18 protein-coding genes and 1 riboswitch are annotated in these 20708 nt (G+C 46.1%); of the genes, 8 read left to right on the top strand and 10 right to left on the bottom strand.

Annotated elements, in window-relative coordinates; translation table 11 throughout:
- The first annotated feature begins 145 nt into the window (after positions 1–145).
- From MKY22_RS01365 to MKY22_RS01350, 4 genes are all read left to right on the top strand, one after another.
- A complete protein-coding gene (locus MKY22_RS01365; RefSeq protein WP_341085980.1) occupies positions 146–1774 on the top strand; it encodes an ABC1 kinase family protein in 1629 nt (542 codons plus the stop codon).
- A gap of 142 nt (positions 1775–1916) precedes the next feature.
- Positions 1917–2768 (top strand): GRP family sugar transporter, encoded by an 852-nt coding sequence (locus MKY22_RS01360; RefSeq protein ID WP_174514744.1) that lies wholly within the window; start codon positions 1917–1919, stop codon positions 2766–2768.
- A gap of 17 nt (positions 2769–2785) precedes the next feature.
- Entirely contained in the window at positions 2786–3571 is a 786-nt protein-coding gene (locus MKY22_RS01355; protein ID WP_214728855.1) for an SDR family oxidoreductase, read from the top strand.
- Positions 3572–3603: 32 nt separating this feature from the next.
- Positions 3604–4581, top strand: a complete 978-nt coding sequence (locus tag MKY22_RS01350; RefSeq protein WP_341085978.1) for a cation diffusion facilitator family transporter — start codon at positions 3604–3606, stop codon at positions 4579–4581.
- A gap of 39 nt (positions 4582–4620) precedes the next feature.
- Here the strand turns inward: MKY22_RS01350 and MKY22_RS01345 are convergent, their stop codons facing one another.
- The 3 genes from MKY22_RS01345 to MKY22_RS01335 form a co-directional block, all read right to left on the bottom strand.
- The gene (locus MKY22_RS01345) at positions 4621–5313 is read right to left on the bottom strand and encodes a thermonuclease family protein (protein WP_341085975.1); all 693 of its coding nucleotides are present in this window, start codon (positions 5311–5313) and stop codon (positions 4621–4623) included.
- Between the two features lie 93 nt (positions 5314–5406).
- Positions 5407–6057, bottom strand: a complete 651-nt coding sequence (locus tag MKY22_RS01340; protein ID WP_341085973.1) for an SDR family NAD(P)-dependent oxidoreductase — start codon at positions 6055–6057, stop codon at positions 5407–5409.
- A gap of 60 nt (positions 6058–6117) precedes the next feature.
- A complete protein-coding gene (locus MKY22_RS01335) occupies positions 6118–6384 on the bottom strand; it encodes a DUF5327 family protein (RefSeq protein WP_214856262.1) in 267 nt (88 codons plus the stop codon).
- Between the two features lie 57 nt (positions 6385–6441).
- Here MKY22_RS01335 and MKY22_RS01330 point away from each other — a divergent pair, with 57 nt between their 5' ends.
- Together MKY22_RS01330 and MKY22_RS01325 are read left to right on the top strand one after the other, a co-directional pair.
- The gene (locus MKY22_RS01330; RefSeq protein WP_290776350.1) at positions 6442–7410 is read left to right on the top strand and encodes a Gfo/Idh/MocA family oxidoreductase; all 969 of its coding nucleotides are present in this window, start codon (positions 6442–6444) and stop codon (positions 7408–7410) included.
- A gap of 33 nt (positions 7411–7443) precedes the next feature.
- Positions 7444–9105 carry a glycerol-3-phosphate dehydrogenase/oxidase gene (locus tag MKY22_RS01325; RefSeq protein WP_035411477.1) on the top strand — a complete coding sequence of 554 codons (1662 nt, stop codon included), beginning with the start codon at positions 7444–7446 and terminating at the stop codon, positions 9103–9105.
- A gap of 47 nt (positions 9106–9152) precedes the next feature.
- On the opposite strand, the gene MKY22_RS01320 is transcribed toward MKY22_RS01325, so the two are convergent.
- From MKY22_RS01320 to MKY22_RS01295, 6 genes are all read right to left on the bottom strand, one after another.
- Positions 9153–10589 (bottom strand): amino acid permease, encoded by a 1437-nt coding sequence (locus tag MKY22_RS01320; protein WP_214856267.1) that lies wholly within the window; start codon positions 10587–10589, stop codon positions 9153–9155.
- A 225-nt stretch (positions 10590–10814) separates the two neighbouring features.
- The gene (locus MKY22_RS01315) at positions 10815–12110 is read right to left on the bottom strand and encodes a DUF2252 domain-containing protein (RefSeq protein ID WP_341085967.1); all 1296 of its coding nucleotides are present in this window, start codon (positions 12108–12110) and stop codon (positions 10815–10817) included.
- A 67-nt stretch (positions 12111–12177) separates the two neighbouring features.
- On the bottom strand, positions 12178–13125 hold the full coding sequence (gene msrA / locus MKY22_RS01310; protein ID WP_341085966.1) for a peptide-methionine (S)-S-oxide reductase MsrA: 948 nt from the start codon (positions 13123–13125) through the stop codon (positions 12178–12180).
- Positions 13126–13194: 69 nt separating this feature from the next.
- Positions 13195–13404 carry a hypothetical protein gene (locus MKY22_RS01305; RefSeq protein ID WP_251136740.1) on the bottom strand — a complete coding sequence of 70 codons (210 nt, stop codon included), beginning with the start codon at positions 13402–13404 and terminating at the stop codon, positions 13195–13197.
- Positions 13405–13437: 33 nt separating this feature from the next.
- Positions 13438–15198: a solute:sodium symporter family transporter gene (locus MKY22_RS01300; protein ID WP_341085962.1), complete on the bottom strand. Its 1761-nt coding sequence runs from the start codon at positions 15196–15198 to the stop codon at positions 13438–13440.
- Positions 15199–15750: 552 nt separating this feature from the next.
- Positions 15751–17232: an amino acid permease gene (locus tag MKY22_RS01295; protein WP_341085961.1), complete on the bottom strand. Its 1482-nt coding sequence runs from the start codon at positions 17230–17232 to the stop codon at positions 15751–15753.
- Between the two features lie 131 nt (positions 17233–17363).
- Positions 17364–17552: riboswitch (Lysine riboswitch) on the bottom strand.
- 165 nt (positions 17553–17717) lie between these two features.
- Here MKY22_RS01295 and MKY22_RS01290 point away from each other — a divergent pair.
- A complete protein-coding gene (locus MKY22_RS01290; RefSeq protein ID WP_290748404.1) occupies positions 17718–18173 on the top strand; it encodes a MarR family winged helix-turn-helix transcriptional regulator in 456 nt (151 codons plus the stop codon).
- A gap of 54 nt (positions 18174–18227) precedes the next feature.
- On the opposite strand, the gene MKY22_RS01285 is transcribed toward MKY22_RS01290, so the two are convergent.
- Positions 18228–19390, bottom strand: a protein-coding gene (locus tag MKY22_RS01285; RefSeq protein ID WP_341085934.1) for an IS3 family transposase whose coding sequence is annotated in 2 segments (ribosomal slippage) — positions 18228–19114 and positions 19114–19390 — 1164 coding nt in all. Because the reading frame shifts where the segments join, the coding sequence is not laid out codon by codon here.
- A 213-nt stretch (positions 19391–19603) separates the two neighbouring features.
- Between MKY22_RS01285 and MKY22_RS01280 the strand changes: the two genes are divergently transcribed.
- Positions 19604–20695 (top strand): diguanylate cyclase, encoded by a 1092-nt coding sequence (locus tag MKY22_RS01280; protein WP_341085959.1) that lies wholly within the window; start codon positions 19604–19606, stop codon positions 20693–20695.
- The last annotated feature ends 13 nt before the right edge of the window (positions 20696–20708 follow it).

Raw genomic sequence — 20708 nt, 5'->3', positions numbered from 1 at the left:
CAAAGAAATTCCAATACTTACTATACTCTCTTTTTAGTTTCCGTAAAGCATTAATTTTCTGTCACCGTTTCGACCGTTTGCGAGTGACGTTTTTAGGTAAAGTAACCTATACTGAAACAAACTGTACAGGAAGCTAGGTGACCGTATGAAACGTTGGGCGCTTTATCGCATCGTCGTCATCGTGACGATGTTCGCACGTTACATTTTTACGATCTATCGATTCACCCGGAAAAACCGGCCAGGTACGAACAACGAAGAGTTTGAGCGCATCATGATCCGGATTGCGCGTGACTATAAGAAAAAAGCATTACGGCTAGAAGGATTACTGATCAAGCTCGGCCAGTTCTTATCGATTCGAGCCGATTTGTTCTCACCATCCGTTTTGATGGAACTGACCGAACTGGTCGATAAAGTACCTTCAAGTAAACTCGGAGAGTCACGAAAGACCATCGAAGAAGATTGGGGCATGCCGATTGAAGAGATTATCTCGGACATCAGTCCCCGTCCTGTCGCTTCTGCCTCGATTGGTGAGGTGTACAGCGGAACCTTAAAATCAAACGGTAAAAAAGTCGCGATCAAAGTCCAGCGACCGAATATCGAACAAATCATCAAGACCGATTTCCGTGCCATGCGCATCGTCATCGCCATGTTACGTCGGACGTCATTAAACAAATCGACTGATCTACAAAGTCTGTACCGCCAAATGGTCTTCGTCATTGGTGATGAATTGAATTACCGAACTGAATTAAAAAACGGTCTCTACTTTAAAAAGATGTACGAGACGAATCCTGTCATCTATATTCCGAGTTATTATGAAGAACATTGTACGAATCGGGTGCTCGTCATGGAATGGATTGACGGGACACGTATCACCGACCTCGATTATTTAGCAGAACATCAGATTGACCGTGACGAACTAGCGCGTAATTTATTCTTAAACGCTGGTGAGCAATTACTGTTCGGTGGGAAATTTCACGCCGATCCACACCCAGGTAACGTCCTTGTCCAGTCTGATGGCAAAATTGTTTTGCTAGATTTCGGAATGATTGGAGCGACGACGCCTGATGACATGCGAGCGATTCAACGAATCCTCCAATCCCTCGTCACATTAGATTATGATGCAATCGTCGATGGTCTCGAAGATTTACGATTCCTGTTGCCGAATGCGAATAAGCAAAACATCCGACAAGCGATTGAAAAAGCGGTCACGTTCTATCTCGAGAGTGATATGGAAAACGTCGATACGAAGCTGATTGAGAAGGTCTTATCCGATATCGAATTGCTCGTCCGAAACGAACCGATCCAGCTTCCTGCCGAGTTCGCGTTCTTCGGTCGTGCTGCCTCGACGATTCTTGGGATCCTTCAGATTCTTTCACCACAAATCAATCTACTCGAGTTAGCCAAGCCAATGGTTCGACGTTGGCTCGATGACGAAGGGAAAAACCAAAATCGTTACCTACAGATTGCCGGATCCTACGGTGCGCGATTGCTTGCCTTCCCGCGCCTTGTCAACGACGCTCTCAGCGAACCGACGCGTTGGCGGATCATGGAGCAACAAAAGTTCTCTCGCGTCGCGAACATCGAATCACTCAAAATCCGGCAGTGGACGAGTTCACTCGTCGGAATCATCAGCCTACCTTTTAGTTATCTCGGCTATTATTTTACGCAGTACGATGTCATGGGGATTTCCTTGACGATTGCGGTCATCGCTTTATGGAATGGTCACCGAATCGGACGACAAATCGTTCGGATTGCTGACGAACCGTTCCGATAAACGAAATACCAGTAAACGTTCACTTCGGTGGGCGTTTTTTTATTTCAGAATAACTCTTCTTCGCGCTTCGAGGTTTTTCCTCGCGTCTCGCCGGGTACAGCTTCAAGTAGAGAGATAATAGTAAGGAGAGGTGAAACACTTGATTGATATTTTAATTGCCATCGTTCCTGCATTGATGTGGGGATCGTTGCCGCTCGTCGTCTCGAAAATCGGAGGTTCAACGGCGCAACAAATTATCGGTACGACTCTGGGTGCGTTGCTTTTCGCGATCGTCACCTTCTTTTTTGTCAGCCCAGAGCTGTCGACGACTGCTTGGGTCGCCGGATTCTTTTCTGGTGCTTTCTGGGCGCTCGGTCAAAAAAATCAGTTTGCTGCCTTTCGTCAGATGGGTGTCTCAAAGACGATGCCAATCTCAACAGGAATGCAACTCGTCGGAACATCATTGTTCGGTGTTCTCGCTTTCGGAGAGTGGTCAACGACAACTGCGTTGATTCTCGGAATCAGTGCCCTTGTATTGATCATTGCCGGAGCAGCTTTCACGTCTTACAAGGAAGATAAGAGTAAAGAAGATGAGAATATAGGAAAAGGTCTGACGCTCCTCCTCATCTCGACTGTCGGGTATGTCGGCTACGTCGTCATTGCCCGTTGGTTCGATATCAATGGCTGGGAAGCAGTCTTACCACAAGCTGTCGGGATGGTCGTGAGTGCGATTCTTCTTTCTTTACGAGAAGGAGATCTCTTCACGAAAAAAACAGCCGGCAATACGGTTGGTGGACTCATGTGGGCTGTCGGGAACGTCGCTTTACTGTTTGCCACAGCAAAAGTCGGGGTCGCGACGAGCTTCTCCCTCTCCCAAACAGGGGTCGTCATCTCAACGATTGGCGGTGTCCTCTTACTGAAAGAAACGAAGACAAAGAAAGAGATGACCTTTGTCATCATCGGTTGTATTTTAGTCGTTGCCGGCGGAATCATGATTGGATTTACGAAACAATAATGAAGGAGTGAAGCATCATGTATGAAAGTTTAAAAGGAAAAGTCGCCATCGTAACAGGTGGATCAATGGGAATCGGTGAAGCTGTCATTCGCCGCTATGCAGAAGAAGGCATGCGTGTCGTCATCAACTACCGCAGTCACCCGGAAGAAGCGAAGAAAATCGCTGAATCTATTAAAGAACAGGGTGGCGAAGCCCTGATCGTCCAAGGAGATGTCTCGAAGGAAGACGATATGATCAACCTCGTCAAAGAGACTGTCGCACACTTTGGTCAGTTAGATGTTTTCGTCAATAATGCGGGAATCGAGATGCCGTCAGCATCTCATGAAATGTCACTCGAAGACTGGCAAAAAGTCATCGACGTCAACTTAACAGGTGCATTCCTCGGTGCGCGTGAAGCACTGAAGTACTTCGTCGAACACGATGTCAAAGGTAGCATCATCAACATGTCGAGTGTTCATGAAATCATTCCATGGCCAACGTTCGTCCACTACGCTGCGAGTAAAGGTGGCGTCAAATTGATGACACAAACTCTTGCGATGGAATATGCACCAAAAGGCATTCGGGTCAATGCGATTGGACCTGGTGCGATCAATACACCGATCAATGCTGAAAAATTCGAAGATCCGGAACAACGAAAAGAAGTCGAGAGCATGATTCCAATGGGCAATATCGGAAAACCCGAGGAAATTTCAGCCGTTGCCGCATGGCTTGCATCTGACGAAGCAAGTTATGTTACAGGTATCACACTCTTTGCGGACGGCGGGATGACACTTTATCCGTCGTTCCAAGCAGGACGCGGTTAACCTATTTTGAATAGACAAGGAGAGAACCGCTCATGACCACTTTTTTCTCATTGATCCGTCGCGGAAATAAGTCAGCACTTGCTGCTGCTGTCGTCAATACAATCATTGCTATCATCAAGTTCGTCGCTTATATCTTGACTGGGAATGTGGCGATGTTTGCCGAAATGATGCATACAATCGGCGATGCGGCGAATCAGTTTTTCGTCTATATCGGTTCTGCTCTCAGTAAAAAAGCACCGACGAAACGGTTTCCGAACGGATTCGGTCGCCTTGTTAACCTCGTGTTACTGGCTGCAATCATCGTCGTCGCGTTGCTTGCGTATGAGACGATCCGGGAAGGCATCTTGCATATCACACATGGTCCTGGCGAAGAGACGACTGGGCTTTGGATCATTTTGACGGCACTTGGAATTGGTGTTGTACTCGAAGTCGGCGTCTTTTATAAAGCGATGATCGAGATTGCTCATGAAACCGGGCTTAAGTCTAGAGGGTTGACACTCGTTGGTCAAAGCTTCACCCATCTTGGGCAGGCAAAACCAGCTACACGTCTTGTCTTCATGGAAGATCTTGTTGCGACTCTCGGTGGTATCATCGCAATCATCGCCGTTCTGATTTCACACTACACATCGTTTTATCAAGCAGAGGGCATTGCATCGATTTTGATTGGTCTGATGATGTTTTACGTCGTTTATAATGTCTTTATTCAAAACGCTGCCGGTGCGCTCGGTGAAATTGATGAAGTACTGACTGCTAAAATTGGTGAAATTCTCTTACGTGATGAGGCCGTTCGGGATATCGAAAAACTTGAAGTCATCAAGGAAGGGGATCACTTCCATGTCGAGACAGAGATTGAAGTGGATCCTAACTTAACGATTGCCCAAGTGGACGACATCAAGGACCGGCTTGAACTGCAAATTCGAATTCTTAAAGGGGTCACCGATGTCACGATCTCCTTTGATGAAGATGATAAAGTACAACAGTATCAATCTCCCTCACCACCTGTAGAATAAACAAAAAGCCATCGGTAGATGGCTTTTTGTTTGCATTCATTAGCGTGTAGCGCGGACGAATCCGGCTTCTTCTGCTTCTTTTTCCGTACAGAATCGTTGCTCCGGCTTCACTTCATCGTAGGACTGCCCTCCCGGTACATGGTAGATTTTTTTACCTGACCGATTGATGTTGCCTTTGATTTCGCAGGATTTCGTTTCTGTAATCGCTTGAGCGTCAAAGCCACGATTTGTGACGTAGCCATCGTGCTCCCAAATCTTTTTCTTCGACTGCTTGGCTTCCTGTTCGATCTGTTCAAACATATCGACATAACGTGTATCCGGCTCATAGACGAACGCTACACGTGCGAGCCCTTTTCGAAGTAACTCCTGATTCAACATCTTATCACCGTACCAGACGTATGCGAGTAATCTTCCGTATCCATCGGTCCGGGAATGATCACGCTCCAACCGAATAGCTGTTCCGCTCGGTAAGGTCTCTTTCGTAAACGCTGAAGCTTCCGTTCCATACGGTTGAACCGGTGTATCCGGTTTGACGGTTTCTGGTGTATCGACAAGGAGTAGACGAACGTCCTCCGTTTTTCCATCCGCCAACTTTACTTTTAACGTATCCCCATCGATGACGCGCTCGACCGTCGCCTTCGTGACCTTTTCGTCATCCGGTTGTTTGATGCCAAGCACATCGGTTTCTTCTGGTGCACAACCGATGAGAACGAATAGAAAAAGTAGACTCATCATGGCGTATCGTCTCACTTTTGTTTCGCTCCTTTCCATGAAAATACGGATCCGGTCAAAGCCCGAACCCGCATATGCTATCTTGGTTATTCGTTAGTCTGCTGATAGAACCGTTTCGACTTCATTTCGGTTCGTATAAAGTTGATAGAACGCTTCCGCCACATTTTTTGGATCAAGTGCCGTGCCACGCTTCACTTCTCCGGCAATCGTGACAGTTCCGACGTAGACACCGTCTTCCTTCAATGTATCATGTAACATATGCGTCACTTGTCGAACGCCTGCCTTCCCGATTGAAAGCCCTGGCAACGATTTGATCGCTTGCATCGCAGCGCCGCCTCCAGTAATCAGGATCGCGCCGTCTTTCCGTTCTTGCATCGACGGAGCAACGAGTTGTGCGGCATGCAGTGCACCGAGCACATCGATTTCGAACTCTTTCGTAATCTGTTCTGCTGAGACTTCAAGGACAGACGCTTGATGTAAAATCGAAGCATTATAGACTAAGACATCAACTTGTCCGTACTGCTCCTCTGTCCATTCGATGAGTGATGCGATATCGGCTTTTCGAGAAGCATCACATTCTACCCCCACCGCCTCTACCCCTTCTTCTTTTAGTTCCGTGATGACGGCTGCAAGCGTTTCTTGTGTCCGCGCCGCACAAACGACTTGAAACCCTTCTTGCCCAAATCGTTTACTGATTTCATATCCGTTTCCTGGTCCTGCTCCAATGACGATGACTGTTTTCATGACGTATCTCCCTTTCTTATTTTAACTGTGATGGTTATTCCCTGAATTGCGTCATTTCATTCAAAAATCGAGCAATGAAGTGCCTTTTTCTTCTTTTTCCTGCGAAACACCCATGAAACGCGCTAACATCGGATCGACTGCTGGGGTTGCCTGAGGCGTTGACGTAGGAAGCGATATTGTCGAACTTGGCGTCGCCTCGGATTCAAGGAGTAATTCACAATAAGCCTTCATCGCTGCAATCTGTTCTTTTTGCGCAGCTCCTGTTGTTTGGTCAATACGTTGCATCGCTTGGCGCATCTTTTCGATGATGTGTTGCTCGGTAATCATCTTGTATTCCTCCTTATGGTAGATTGAGGGTATGAACTTGAAAAGGATGTGTTTTCTATGATTCGTACCGCATTAGTTGGTTTTGGTCTTGCCGGTGAACATTTGCATGCGCCTTATTTACACGCACCTGATTATCAGTTGGTCGCTGTTCAGTCGAGTCGCCCGGAAGCGGTCGCTACGTACGATGCGACGCTCCCTGTCTATCCGACACTTGAAGCATTACTTGAAGCGGAACAAATCGATTTAGTCGTCATCGCGACGGCAAATGATCTGCATTATCCACTCGCGCGTCTCGCCTTGCTCTCGGGCTGTGATGTACTTGTCGAGAAACCGTTCACCGTCACGCTCGAAGAAGCCGAAACGTTGACAGAACTAGCACGGACACACGGTCGGTTATTGACAGTTTATCATAATCGGCGGTACACGAAGGACTTTCGGACGCTGATGACCTTATTGAAATCTGGACGACTCGGTACGCTCCAGACGTTCGAAGCGCATTATGACCGTTACCGTCCCGATGTGCAGGAGCGTTGGCGCGAACAGGACGTTCCTGGTGCCGGACTATTGTACGACCTTGGTTCACACTTGATCGATCAAGCACTCATCGCCTTCGATGAAATTCCAGACCGTGTCTTTTGTGATCAAACGATTCAACGACAAGATGGGATCGTTGATGACTATACACATCTAATTTTAGCCTTTGGCACGCGACGCGCTATTTTGCATATCGGTTCCATCGTTCCAGCTGTTGGTCCCTCCCTGATGGTGCACGGAACACAGGCGAGTTACTTCGTTGATGAAGTCGATACAAAACGGACGACCTATCAATTGGCTGAAGCAAATGGACCTCTGCAAGACTTCCCTTTTGTTTCCGGTCATTTTGGGGATTATTATACGGATCTCGCTCCAGCCATCCGTAAGCGAACCACACCACCTGTCTCTGCGAAACAGGCTGAACTCGTCATGAAAATCATTGATCGTGCTCAAAAGAGTGCAAAAGTGGGTACATGGATAGAAGTAGACTAACTATTCATTTCAGACGAACAGGGGGAAGACAAGATGTTTTCAAGTACGGAACGGACAGCATGGTTAGAAGAGATGGGACAAGAACTTCTAGACGTTCTCGTCATCGGGGGCGGTATCACGGGAGCTGGTATTCTGCTTGACGCACAAAGTCGCGGCATGCGAACAGGCTTGATTGAAATGCAGGACTTCGCCGAAGGGACATCGAGCCGATCGACGAAACTTGTCCATGGTGGATTGCGTTATCTGAAGCAATTCGAGATTAAACTCGTCGCCGAAGTCGGGAAAGAACGTGCCATCGTGTATGAGAACGCACCGCATGTGACGACACCGGAGTGGATGATGCTTCCACTTGTCGAAGGTGGTACATTCGGTAGCTTCTCGACCTCGATCGGCTTACGTGTCTATGATCAACTCGCTGGTGTCAAACGCCATGAACGTCGGACGATGCTTAGCAAAGAAGAAACATTACGTTACGAACCACTGTTACGCTCAGAGCATTTAGTCGGCGGTGGTCGGTATGTCGAATATAAAACGGATGATGCTCGACTGACGGTCGAAGTCTTAAAAGCAGCCATCGGTTACGGCGGACGTGCCGTCAATTATACGAAAGCGGAATCGCTTGTCTACCACAACGGAAAAGTCGTTGGTGTCGAAGTCCGTGACGTCTTAAGTGGCAAAACGTATACGATTCGGGCGAAGAAGATCATTAATGCGACGGGTCCTTGGGTCGATGAACTGCGCGAAAAAGACGGTTCGAAATCTGGAAAGTCTTTACACCTGACAAAAGGGATTCATCTCGTCATCGATCAAGTACATTTCCCGTTGCAACAAGCCGTTTACTTCGATGTTCCAGACGGTCGGATGATCTTTGCGATTCCACGTGAAGGGAAAACGTATGTCGGAACAACGGATACGAACTATAAAGGAGATATTCTTGAGCCTGGTGTCACCGTCGAGGATCAGGACTACATCCTAGAGGCAACGAATCAAATGTTCAACGTCGAGTTACGACCTGAGCATGTCGAATCAACGTGGTCTGGACTACGTCCACTCATTCATGAAGATGGAAAAGATCCAAGTGAACTGTCCCGAAAAGACGAAATCTTCGTTTCGAAATCCGGTCTGATGTCAATCGCCGGTGGTAAGTTGACTGGGTACCGGAAAATGGCGGAACGAATCATCGATATGGTCGCGGAGCAATTCAAGACAGAAGAAAATCGAATTTATCTTGCTTCCCGTACGCACGATATTTTGCTTGGTGGTGGTCATCCACAAGGAAGTAAAGGATTCGCGCGTTACATGAAGGAACAACAACCAAAAGGCGAAGCACTTGGGTTGTCACCGAATGAGACGACATGGCTCATCCAGCGCTACGGTACGAATGTCGAGCGTGTCTTTGAATTGATTCGGACACGCGGTGACGAAGCCGCTCGTTATCAATTACCGTTACACTGGTTCGGTGCCCTTCTGTATGGTCTAGAAGCAGAGCTCGTCATGCAACCCGGTGACTTCTTGAACCGTCGTGCTTCAGCCGTCTTCTTTGATTTCCCTCATGCTGAACAATACGCAGACGGTGTTCTTGCCCTGATGCGTAGTGAACTCGGCTGGTCGGCAGAAGATGAAGCGAAAGCCAATGAAAGCATTCGTCGTGAATTTGACGCGGTTCGCGTCAAAGGTCCTGTTCCACTTTCCTAACACAAGAAGACCCGATCGCCTGAAGGCGACCGGGTCTTTTGATGTGTTTACTCTTCTTCTTTTGAAGCAGCAAGTTCCGCTGCCGGCATGTTTCCTGGGTGTAGATTCGAACGCTTACGCGCAAACGTAAAGTAAAGCACTAAACCGATTGCAAGCCAGATTCCGAAAGCAATCCATGTCTCGAGTTTCAAGTTGAACATCAAGAAGAGACATGCAGCGATTGCTGCGATTGGCACATATGGCATACCCGGACATTTGAATGCACGTGGGAGATCCGGCTGTGTCTTACGAAGAATCAAGACAGCGACAGAGATCAAGACGAATGCTGCGAGTGTACCCATGTTGACGAGGTTCGCGATGACATCGAGTGGAACGAATCCAGCGACGAGTGAACTACCAAGTCCGATCATCCAAGTCGCCTTGAATGGTGTTTGGTATTTCGGATGCACTTCGGAGAATACTTTAGGGAACATCCCGTCACGCGAGATCGCAAACGCGAGACGCACCATTCCGTATGTCATGACGAGAATAACCGTTGTGATCCCGAGAATCGCACCGAGATCGATGAAACCAGCGACCCAGTTTTGACCTGCCATTTGAATCGCAAGTGAGACCGGGTGATCGATACCAGCGAATTGTTTGTAAGGGACGATCCCTGTCATGATGGCTGCGACGATGACGTAAAGAATTGTACAGACAGCAAGTGAACCGATGATACCACGTGGTAAGTTCTTTTGTGGATCACGGACTTCTTCCGCCGCTGATGTAACAGCATCAAAACCGATGTACGCGAAGAAGACGATCGCAGCACCCGAGAAGACGCCTCCCCAACCAAATGGAGTGAATGGTGTCCAGTTTGATGGTTCAACGTAGCCGACACCGACGACGATGAACAACACGACGACTGCTAATTTGATGACGACCATGATGTTGTTGACACGTTTCGTTTCCTTGATTCCCATCGACAACAATGCCGTAATGGCAAAGAGGATCAGGAAGGCTGGAAGGTTGAAGTATGTCTTGGCTCCTTCTACTGCTCCTGGAGCTGCTGAGAGAGCTGTCGGCACATGGATATTAAATCCTGCGAGTAAAGACTGGAAGTAACCTGACCAACCGGCTGCTACGGCACTGGAGGCGAGTCCATATTCGAGAATCAAGTTCCAACCGATGATCCAAGCGAAGACCTCTCCCATCGTTGCATACGTATACGTATAGACGGATCCACTGACCGGGATCGTTGATGCAAATTCAGCGTAAGCAAGAGCAGCTAGACCACAGGCGATGGCAGATAGAATGAATGATACGATAAGTCCTGGCCCTGCAGTCAACGCTCCTGTTCCCGTCAAAACGAAGATTCCGGTACCGATGATGGCGCCAATTCCTAAAAACGTTAAATCCATCGCGCCAAGATTTCGAGCAAGTCCACTGTTGCGTTTACTTGCAGCAATCATAGCGGAAACATCTTTTTTCCGCGTCAAACTCATGATGTACTTCCCCCTATATCCGTTGTGATTTGTCTTACGAAGCGAGTCGTCCGTAAGAACTTAATCAAAAATTTACGAAGTTTTCAGATAAATTGATATAGGTCATTATACCTATTTGTTTTTTGCGTGACGCTTTCATCTGTTAAAGAATAAAAATCACTTCAAAAATATCGGTATGCAACAGATGTTACATACCGATATTTTTCTCCTTTTTCAGTCCACGTTTTAAGTCGTTTTCCACGTCTTCGTCCATTCTAAAAACACTTGGTAATCCAGCTTTGTTCGCATGACATAAGCTTCTGACCAACGCTCGATCTGCTCCAAAAAAGCAGTGTCTGAGACACCGATAGCTTGAATGATTTCAACATCCGCATGATGGGTTAATATTTTTTCTTGAAGTCCCGCATCTTGATCTGCCCGCGCATGGATTTTCGCGGTAATTTGACCTTGAATACATAACACGTTCTCAAGGTCTTCCTGACTTTTTATATGCTTCGCCTTTAGTTTTTTCTTGTACGGTGAGCGCTCGCGTACATAATATTCCTTTTTTTCAATCGTCAGATAACCAAGATATGGATCTTCATGTGCCTGCATCGCCTTTTGCGACGTGATGACCCGTCTCCCTTGATGAACGGTTTCTGCTTCTGGACGATAAACGGGCAGGAATAACGAAGGGACAGACGTTTGCGCTTGTTTCATCTCAAGAATCAAATCTTCTTCTCCCCCTTCGCCCTCAATCAAGATGTAATAGCGCTCGAGACCAATAGATGCTGTTCCGCTGTCTAATTTACGAACGATATCCTTGATCGTATAGAACGATTCCTCACGGCGATCCTCGGTGTCGATCGTCTCGATGTAGGAAGGCCAGGCAGATTCAATTGCTGCTCGTGTCGCGTCATCTACTGCTTCCATATCCGGGAGTGTACAAAATCGTCTCACGCCATCTACCAGTTCTGTTCGCTCCCCCATTAATTCTTCACGTTTTTTTTCTGCTTTCTTGATTAACTTCTTGATTGGTCCTTTTGTATTATCCCGCGTAAAGCAGACATCACTCGGATCTTTTCCGAGAGCGTACTTTTTTAAATCGTGTAAGTATTCGAGAACATAATTTCGAATCGCAGGAGTCGGATCGTATCCTGCCTCTTCAGCGAACAACCGGACGGAGACCGCCATGCGAATCAAATCATATAAATAAGATCCTAAGTACCCTTCATCAAAATCATTGATATCGTAGATGATCTCTCCCTTCGCATTGCCATGAACACCAAAATTCTCAAAGTGAAGATCGCCTTGAATCCACGTCGGTTTATCACGAGGTGTATCAAAACCAAGAGGGATTCGCGTCACGTCATAATAAAACAGATGTGAACTCCCGCGGAAAAAGCGAAATGGACTCAAACTCATCTTGTCGTACTTTTCCTGACGTGCTTGCTCATTGAGCTGACGAATTTCATGATCGTAAAAATCAAGTACCTTCGCAATCGTCATTTGTCGAATCTCTTCATATATGGGTCGAAACATTCGATTCTCTCCCTTCCATTTGAAAAAAGAGCAGTCAAAACGAAATCGTTTGACTGCTCCTTACATGTTACTCGAAATGTTTTTTATATTCCCCATATCCTGCCGAATCAAGCTCTTCAAGCGGAATAAATCGTAACGCTGCTGAGTTGATACAATAGCGAAGACCGCCAAGTTCGGTCGGACCATCATCGAAGATATGACCGAGATGACTATCTGCATTCGCAGAACGCACTTCCGTCCGCGTCATCCCGTGACTCGTGTCGAGTTCGACTTCCGTCTTGTCTTCTGAAATCGGTTTAGCGAAGCTCGGCCAACCACAGTTTGACTGGAATTTATCTTTTGATGTGAAGAGTGGTGTGCCATCGACGATGTCGACATAAAGACCTGGACGTTCTTCATCCCAGTATTCGTTACGGAAAGCGGGTTCCGTCCCGTTCTCTTGTGTGACTTTATACTGAATCGGTGTCAGACGTTCTTTCAGTTCTTTTTCCTTACTGTGATCCTTCCACGCATCCTTGATGAATTTCGCGCGACCTGAGCCGACACTATACATCTGATAACGGAACGGATTCTTTTTATAATAATCTTGATGATATTCTTCGGCTGGCCAAAACGGCTTTTCTGGACGAATCTCTACCGCGACCGGACGTGAGAAGCGTCCTGATGCGTCAAGCTCTGCTTTCGAACGTTCAGCTGCCTCACGCTGTGCTTCATCGACATAAAAGATAGCCGGTTGGTAGGATTCACCACGGTCATTGAATTGACCTCCGCCATCTGTCGGGTCGATTTGACGCCAGAAAATCTCGAGTAATTCTTCGTACGTAATGACGGACGGATCGTACGTGACTTCAACCGCCTCCAAATGACCTGTCGTTTCCGAACAGACCTCTTTATAAGTCGGGTTCTCTGTATGACCACCGGTATATCCTGAAATGACCTGCTCTACACCATCATATTTATGGAATGGCTTGACCATGCACCAGAAACAACCACCTGCAAATATTGCTTTTGCCATCTATCTTCCCCTCCTCTGTATGTGTCTATTTTACCGCGTTCAGAGAATGGACTCAACTTTCCTGCTCATTCAATCCTCTGGGTTCGCTTTTAGACGACGCATGACGAAGTAAATCGCCGCAAAGACAAGAAGAAGTCCTCCAAACGAATACCAGATGTTATTCAAACGATAAATCATTTGGTACAAGGCAAGCGTCACAAGCAATAATGCGATCGGTAGGAAGGCACGCTTAAAGTGGTACCAGTAATTCAAGAAGATCGCCTCCTGTTTTTCTTTCATCTTACCTGATATGTCATGCCTTCTGCGAGAGGATTATTCGACTTGACGGTACTCTTCTTCGAGATAGGTCCGGTACTTCGCCTCCCAAGCGTTTAGCGACACACGCCATAATACGATCGTCGCAATGACAAGTCCTAACGTGACCTGCCAGAACCAACTCGACACGACACCTGCTGTCGAAGCCAGTCCGATCTTTGAAAACAGAACGTACGTCCAAATGATTGATGTACATAATAGGATCGATACTGGAATCGCGAACTTCCATGGAGTGAGCTCGACAGACTGTCGTCGATTGACCTTTCTTGACTGGACGGCTGGGTAACGATACCCCATGAATACCATGAATAGCACTTCAATCACGAGTAGAATACCGTATCCATGAATATAGCTAATGCCATGATCCCAGCCGAACAGTTGTTTGAAACCGAAGACGAATAAGTAATACGCGAACACGTGAAAGACAATGACGATTTTCGCCGCAATCGCCGGAATTCGTTTCATGAAAATCCCCATTAATACGATGACGAGAATCGGAATGTTGAAAAATCCTGTGAATTGTCGGATCAAACTCCATAAGCCGTCCGGCGCGTACATCAAGAATGGTGCGATGACGAAAGAGATTAAAGCAACGATCGTTCCGAACCATTTACTGACACGAATCAAATGTTCGTCACTCGCCTCTTTCGCAAACACCGGCTGATAGATATCGAGGACGAAAAGTGTCGCAATACTGTTTAGCAACGAGTTAAACGAACTGAAGACAGCTCCGAGTAAGACAGCCAAGAAAAATCCCATCAGCGAGACCGGCAGTAACTCCGTAATGAGTCGAGGATAAGATAAATCACCGCTCGTTAGTGTGTTCCCATACAAGTGATAGGCAATGATCCCAGGAATCAGCATGAAGATTGGAACTAATAACTTCAAGAATCCTGTCATGAGAACGCCCTTCTGTCCTTCCTTCAAATCTTTTGCCCCGAGCACACGTTGAATGACATATTGATTGAGTGACCAATAAAATAAGTTCGCAAATAGGATACCCGTGAAAATCGAGAAGAACGGAACGGCATCGGTTGAACTTCCAATTGCGTTCAGCTTCTCCGGTTGCACAGTCGCAATCGTCTTCATCCCTTGAAGTAAATTCCCGTTACCCAGTGTGATAAAGCCGAGTACCGGAACTAGGAATCCGACGAAGACGAGCCCAATCCCGTTCAAGGTATCTGAGACAGCCACCGCACGTAGTCCTCCAAAAATCGCATAAATTGCTCCGATGATCCCAACGATCCAGACGACTAACCAAAGGGATTGCGTATAACTAAGACCAAATAGTTCCGGAACATCGAACAGCTGCAAGACAGCTATCCCACCTGAATAAAGCATCGAAGGAATCGTGACGCACATATATCCAAGCAAAAAGAGTAAGACTGTCATCCGGCGCACCGTCTCGTCATACCGGTGACTTAAGTATTCCGGTAACGTCGAGATCCCAAGCCCGAGAAACTTCGGGAGCAGATAGATGGCCATGATAATCGCAGCAAATCCTGCCGTGACTTCCCACGCCATGCTCGACATGTTTCCCATGAAGGATTGCCCGTTAAGTCCAATTAATTGTTCTGCCGACAAATTCGTCAGCAGTAGCGATCCGGCAATGAAAACGCCACTTAATCCTCGTCCGGCTAAGAAGTATTCATCGACGCCTTGTGTTTTCCCACGCGTCAATCGATAGGATATGTAGGCAACGAGCAACATGAAAAACGCTGCAGAACCTAATGTGAAAAATAATTCAGATGTAGTCATGCGTCTTCCCCCTATTCTTTATTCATATTTCTATTTTTGAATACTTATTCATTGATTCCTTTTTTATACTTTTTCAAAACTATATTTTAGAAAACGTTTTCATTTAAGGGAATAAAAAACCACCTTCATTTATAAAAGGTGGTTCCGATTGCAGAAAAATGGGCTGACTCAAAAATGACTCGTCTTCACGCCCTTTCCTCAGGCGAGACACAAGCCAGTTTTCCCGCTTCATTCAAGCAGGAAAACGGGTCTTGTTTGTCTCTGACAGCGCAAAATTGCGCTTTTTCCTGTAGGAGTGGCGGCGTGTAACGTGTCCTTCTTCTTTATACCCGGAAGGAGAATCGAAAAAGCGTTTTGTTCACTCGACATCGCTTCCTAGGGAAAAACAAGCAAGAGCGACCCTGCAGCGAAGCGAAGCGGCGCGATGCTTGTCCCAGGAAAACGATTCGAAACGAACAAAAAAGCGCAATCTTTCTCACCAGACTCATCAGAGAAAAATTGCACTTTGTCTTCAATCTCAATCACCTTCATTTATAGAAGGTGGTTCACACATTATGATTGACGTGGATGTTCCTGGAAGTCCATCTCGTCATAACGAACGATTGACGTCCGGTTTTTGAATTTATGTCCTAACCAAAAGGCAAGGAATAATGGAATACCAACATACGTTGCGGCAATTCCGACCCAATCAATTTGATCCGCGAGGAATGCGGCATAGTTTTGACCGACGATGACGAGGAAACAAAGACCAAAGGCGAACAGCGGACCGAATGGGAATGCTGGTGCAACATATGGTAAGTCTTTCAACGAGTGACCTTGCGCAAGGAATCCTTTACGGAAACGATAGTGACTGATTGCAATCCCGAGCCATGCGATGAAGCCTGTCATACCGGAAGCATTGAGTAACCACAAGTAGACTTGTCCACCAAACATTGACGTCAAGAAGCAGAGCGCACCGACTGCTCCTGTTGCGAGCAAAGCGTTACGCGGTACACCGTTTTTCGATACTTTCGCGAACAACTTCGGTGCATCGCCTTGGCGAGCAAGTGTATAAAGCATCCGAGTCGAAGCATACATACCTGAGTTTCCGGCAGATAGAACAGACGTCAAGATGACGGCGTTCATGAGTGCTGCTGAGAAGGCAAGACCCGCTTTTTCAAAGACGAGCGTAAACGGACTAACCGCGACGTCCGTAATGTCATTGGAAACCAAGTTCGGGCTCGTATATGGAATGAGCATTCCGATGACGAAAATCGCGAAGACGTAGAAAAGCAAAATACGCCAGAAGACTTGTTTGACTGCTTTTGGAACATTCTTTTTCGGATCTTCCGATTCACCCGCGGCAATCCCGACCAGTTCCGTTCCTTGGAAACTGAATCCGGCAACGAGAATGATACCGATGACGGCAGGAATTCCACCAACGAACGGCGCATCGCCAAGAGCAAAGTTTTTAAAGCCAACCGGTGGCTCCGATGTAAAGACACCAAAAATCATCGCAACACCGACGACTAAGAAGACGATGACGGTGACGACTTTAATCATCGCAAACCAATACTCCGCTTCTCCGAATCCTTTAACGGAGAAGTAGTTCAAGCCAATCATGAGTAAGAGGAACAAGGCACTGAAGTAAAACCCAGGAACGTCCGGGAACCAGTACGTCATGACGATTTGTGCTGCGACGAGTTCGACTGCGATCGTGACTGCCCAGTTGTACCAGTAGTTCCAGCCAAGTGCAAAGCCGAATGATGGATCGACGAATTTCGTTCCATAGGTCGAGAAGGATCCAGCGACCGGCATATACGCTGCCATTTCACCAAGACTTGTCATGAGGAAGTAGACCATCAGACCAACGATTGCATACGATAGGAGCGCCCCACCTGGTCCTGCTGCTGCGACGGAAGCACCGGACGCAATGAAGAGTCCTGTTCCGATCGCTCCACCGATGGCGATCATTGACATATGACGGGCTTGTAATCCACGTTTTAATCCTTCTGCTGTCGAATCTGTTGTTTGTTTCACATCTAGATTGTTCATTTCGTTCGCTTCTCTCTTTAATAAATTTTTGAGAGGACACTTTTTGAATGAAAAAACAAAAAGCGCCCTCATCTTCCAGATGGAAGATGAGAACGCAACATAATAAAATGGATGCGCCTCATTCTACCGTCGTGAAAGATAGCTCTCCACAAGTGAGTGATACCCGACTTGTGACAGTATTAGACCTATTCGACCTAATCCCAATCGATCATCTTCAAAGCGATGATTGATTTCGGCAATTCTTCCTTTCAGGTCACTTCATTTGTCGCTTGACGACATCCATAACCGTACTCTTAAGAACTGCAACCTCCATCCCACTGGTTGAGTGAGAACTGAATTAAATTAGTTATTACTACGCCATATTACACAAACCGCCACGAAATTGTCAATTGCCTTTTTTGAATCTGGGGTAGTATATGGTAAAAATCCGATATGTTTAGTACACTAAATGATAGAAGTCCACTGAGAGAAAGGATGCTGCTTGCATGCCACAGGAACGTGATTTGCTGACTTACCGACTCGAGGAACAAATGCGTGTCATTCTTCGTACCCTGCGACGTGAACTTAATCGACTATTTGAAGGAACAGCAACCCGAAGCGAATTTTTCATCTTACGGAGTCTTTCAGAAAACGGTCCCCAGCGTCCGACACTTCTTGCGGAACAATTTGAGCTGGCGACGAGTCAAGTCACTGCTTTAACGGATAAGCTCTATAAACAAGGATATGTCACACGGACGCGTTCGACGGAAGATCGTCGCTCGATTGTCCTTGCTTTGACGGATGACGGAGAGCGTGCTTTTCGGGAACTCGAGGTCGTCCGAAGAAACTATTTACAAGATCGCTTCGGAACTTTAACAGAAGAAGAACTGGAAACGATGATTCGCGTCTTCGATAAGATTTTACTGACGATGGATGAGGATACGCTCACTTCGTCTTCATAAAAAACGGTAGATTAGACTGACCTAGCAATATGAGACACATATAAAACACCTTGATTAGGCTGCCTGTACACCGTATTTTTTCGGTGTCAGGTAGCCTAATTTTTCTTGGATTCGTTCTTCGTTATAGTAATTTAAGTAATTAGTAACGCGTTCAGAGACCTCATGGTCTCTTAGTGAATTAAATTTGACGTACTGGAATTCCTCGGACTTTAAATTAGAGTGGAACGATTCGATAACTGCGTTGTCCCAACAGTTTCCTCTACGAGACATGCTGCTTGTTAGGTGATTCCTTTTAACGAATTCTTGAAAGGCGTATGACGTATAGACACTTCCTTGGTCCGAATGAAGGATGACCCCTTCGGGATAGTTTCGATTCTCAAGCGCTATCTTCAACGTATCAATCACAAGAGACGTTTGTTGATGCTCGTATAACTTGTATGCGACGATTTCGTTATTAAAAAGATCCATGATGGTGGAAAGATATTTCGTCGTGCTGCCGTATTGGATATAGGTGATATCCGTCACCCACTTTTGATTCGGTTTACTTGCTGTGAAATCGCGCTTGATGAGATCCGGTACCGTTATGATGCGCTCACCTTGAGACTTCCATCTTCGCTTCGGCTTGATCCGACATTGGAGATGGTGTTTTTGCATGATTTTCTGTACGGTATTCCGATTGGCTTTTAACTGATAGATTTGCTGTAATAATGCCTTTATTTTTCGATGTCCATTCCGATACTTCGTCTGTTTACTTAGTTCAATGACGGTTTTTTCGAGCACCGAAGGTGCTTTCACAGATTCCTTAATCCAACGGTAATAGCTTGCTCTTGGTACATTCAAAGCGCTAAGAATGGCGGTGATTGTATACTTTCTCCGAAGAAACTCTACAATTTTTAAGACTACTTCTTTCTCAACTCTCTTTCGATTTCCATGTACTTTTTTAAGATTTCATTTTCCATCTTCAGATGTGACATTTGTCGTTCTCTCTTGTCATCCTCACTCGCAGAATCTGGACCATGTCCATAGGTATATTGTTTACCGATTGGCTGATCAAATCGATAATGTTCGTTAGAGCGATACCATCTCATCCATGTTTTGATTTGAGATTCATTTTTGATTCCGTACTTCTCCATGATTTCTCTCGTCGTTAACTTACCACTCAGCTTATCTTTGACTACTGCCCATTTCACTTCACTTGAATATACGTTTTTGCCCATGCAAAAACACCTCCGATGTTAGTACTTTTTAAAAGTGTACCACTCCGAAGGTGTTTTATATTGTCTCAAAATTTTAGGTTAGCCCAGATTTTCTACCGTTTTTTATGTTTTATCTAAACATTTACCTCTGTCTAACCGTTACCTAGATGAGTATACTGGAGTATATATATGGAAATCTGTTAGCTGGGGAGTTGGGAGGATTTGTTGTCCATCATGAATCAATTCATCATTAACTTTTGTCTACTGTTCACGACGATTACTCTCTTATTCTTACCATTTCGGAATCGACCACGTATTTCGCTGAACTCCAGCTGGAGTACACGCCTCATATTGGGAAGTGTCTGTGGTCTGATTGCAGTTTTGTTGATATTCAATGGTATTCAGATCGATGTCGCCCGTGTGGATTTACGAATCATCCCAGTCGCGATCGCTATGCTATTCGGTGGTTTCCCGAGCGCCATCGTCGCCGGTATAATGATCATCGGGACACGTTACTTTTTGACACCCGTCGATCAAATGGAGGGTTTTTATCTGTCCACACTGATTATCGTCTTAATCATTACGACGATCGGAATCGTACGTCGATTCGTTCATGTCTCGACACGCCATTTTCAATTATTGGTGTCAATTGGTGTTCTCTATTCGTTACCTGCCATCTATATCCTGACAAACAGTTGGTCGACATTCTTTAAAATTTCAATCGCTTATATCTTCTTTAATCTATTAGCTGGCTTTGTTGCTTTTCGACTGCTGACGGAATTACGCCGTCACTTCGAAAACATTCAGTATCAACAAAAACTAGCGATGACGGATGCTTTGACCGGACTTGCCAATCGGCGCCGTCTCGATGATTCACTGTCACTTGTCGGTTCAACGGATCAAGGGTATTCACTTGTCTTGATTGATATCGACTTCTTCAAGCACGTCAATGATACATATGGTCATGACGCCGGAGATGATGTCCTACGTCAACTCGGCATGACTCTCGCTTCCTTGACGCGTCCAGACGACCTCGTCGGACGGTACGGTGGTGAAGAATTTTTAATCATCTTACCAAGTACTTCGGCGAAAGAAGCGCAAAAAATAGCAGAACTAGCTCGGCTGACGGTCGCACGTAACCTGTTCTCGACAGCAGATGTACCTGATCTACAAATTACGATCTCAGTTGGGATTTCACATTCCAGTGGTTCGCATACGTCACTTGAAGCATTACAACAGGCAGATAAAGCGTTGTATTATTCAAAAGAAAGTGGACGGAATCGGAGTACGATCTATACGAAAGAACTCGCATTCCGACAGGCTTAAACTGATTGGACAC

Origin of the sequence: Exiguobacterium sp. FSL W8-0210 (assembly GCF_038006045.1) — a bacterium.
Lineage (GTDB): Bacteria > Bacillota > Bacilli > Exiguobacteriales > Exiguobacteriaceae > Exiguobacterium_A.
Note: the sequence above shows the minus strand (reverse complement) of the source record. Positions and strands in the feature narration are given on the sequence as shown.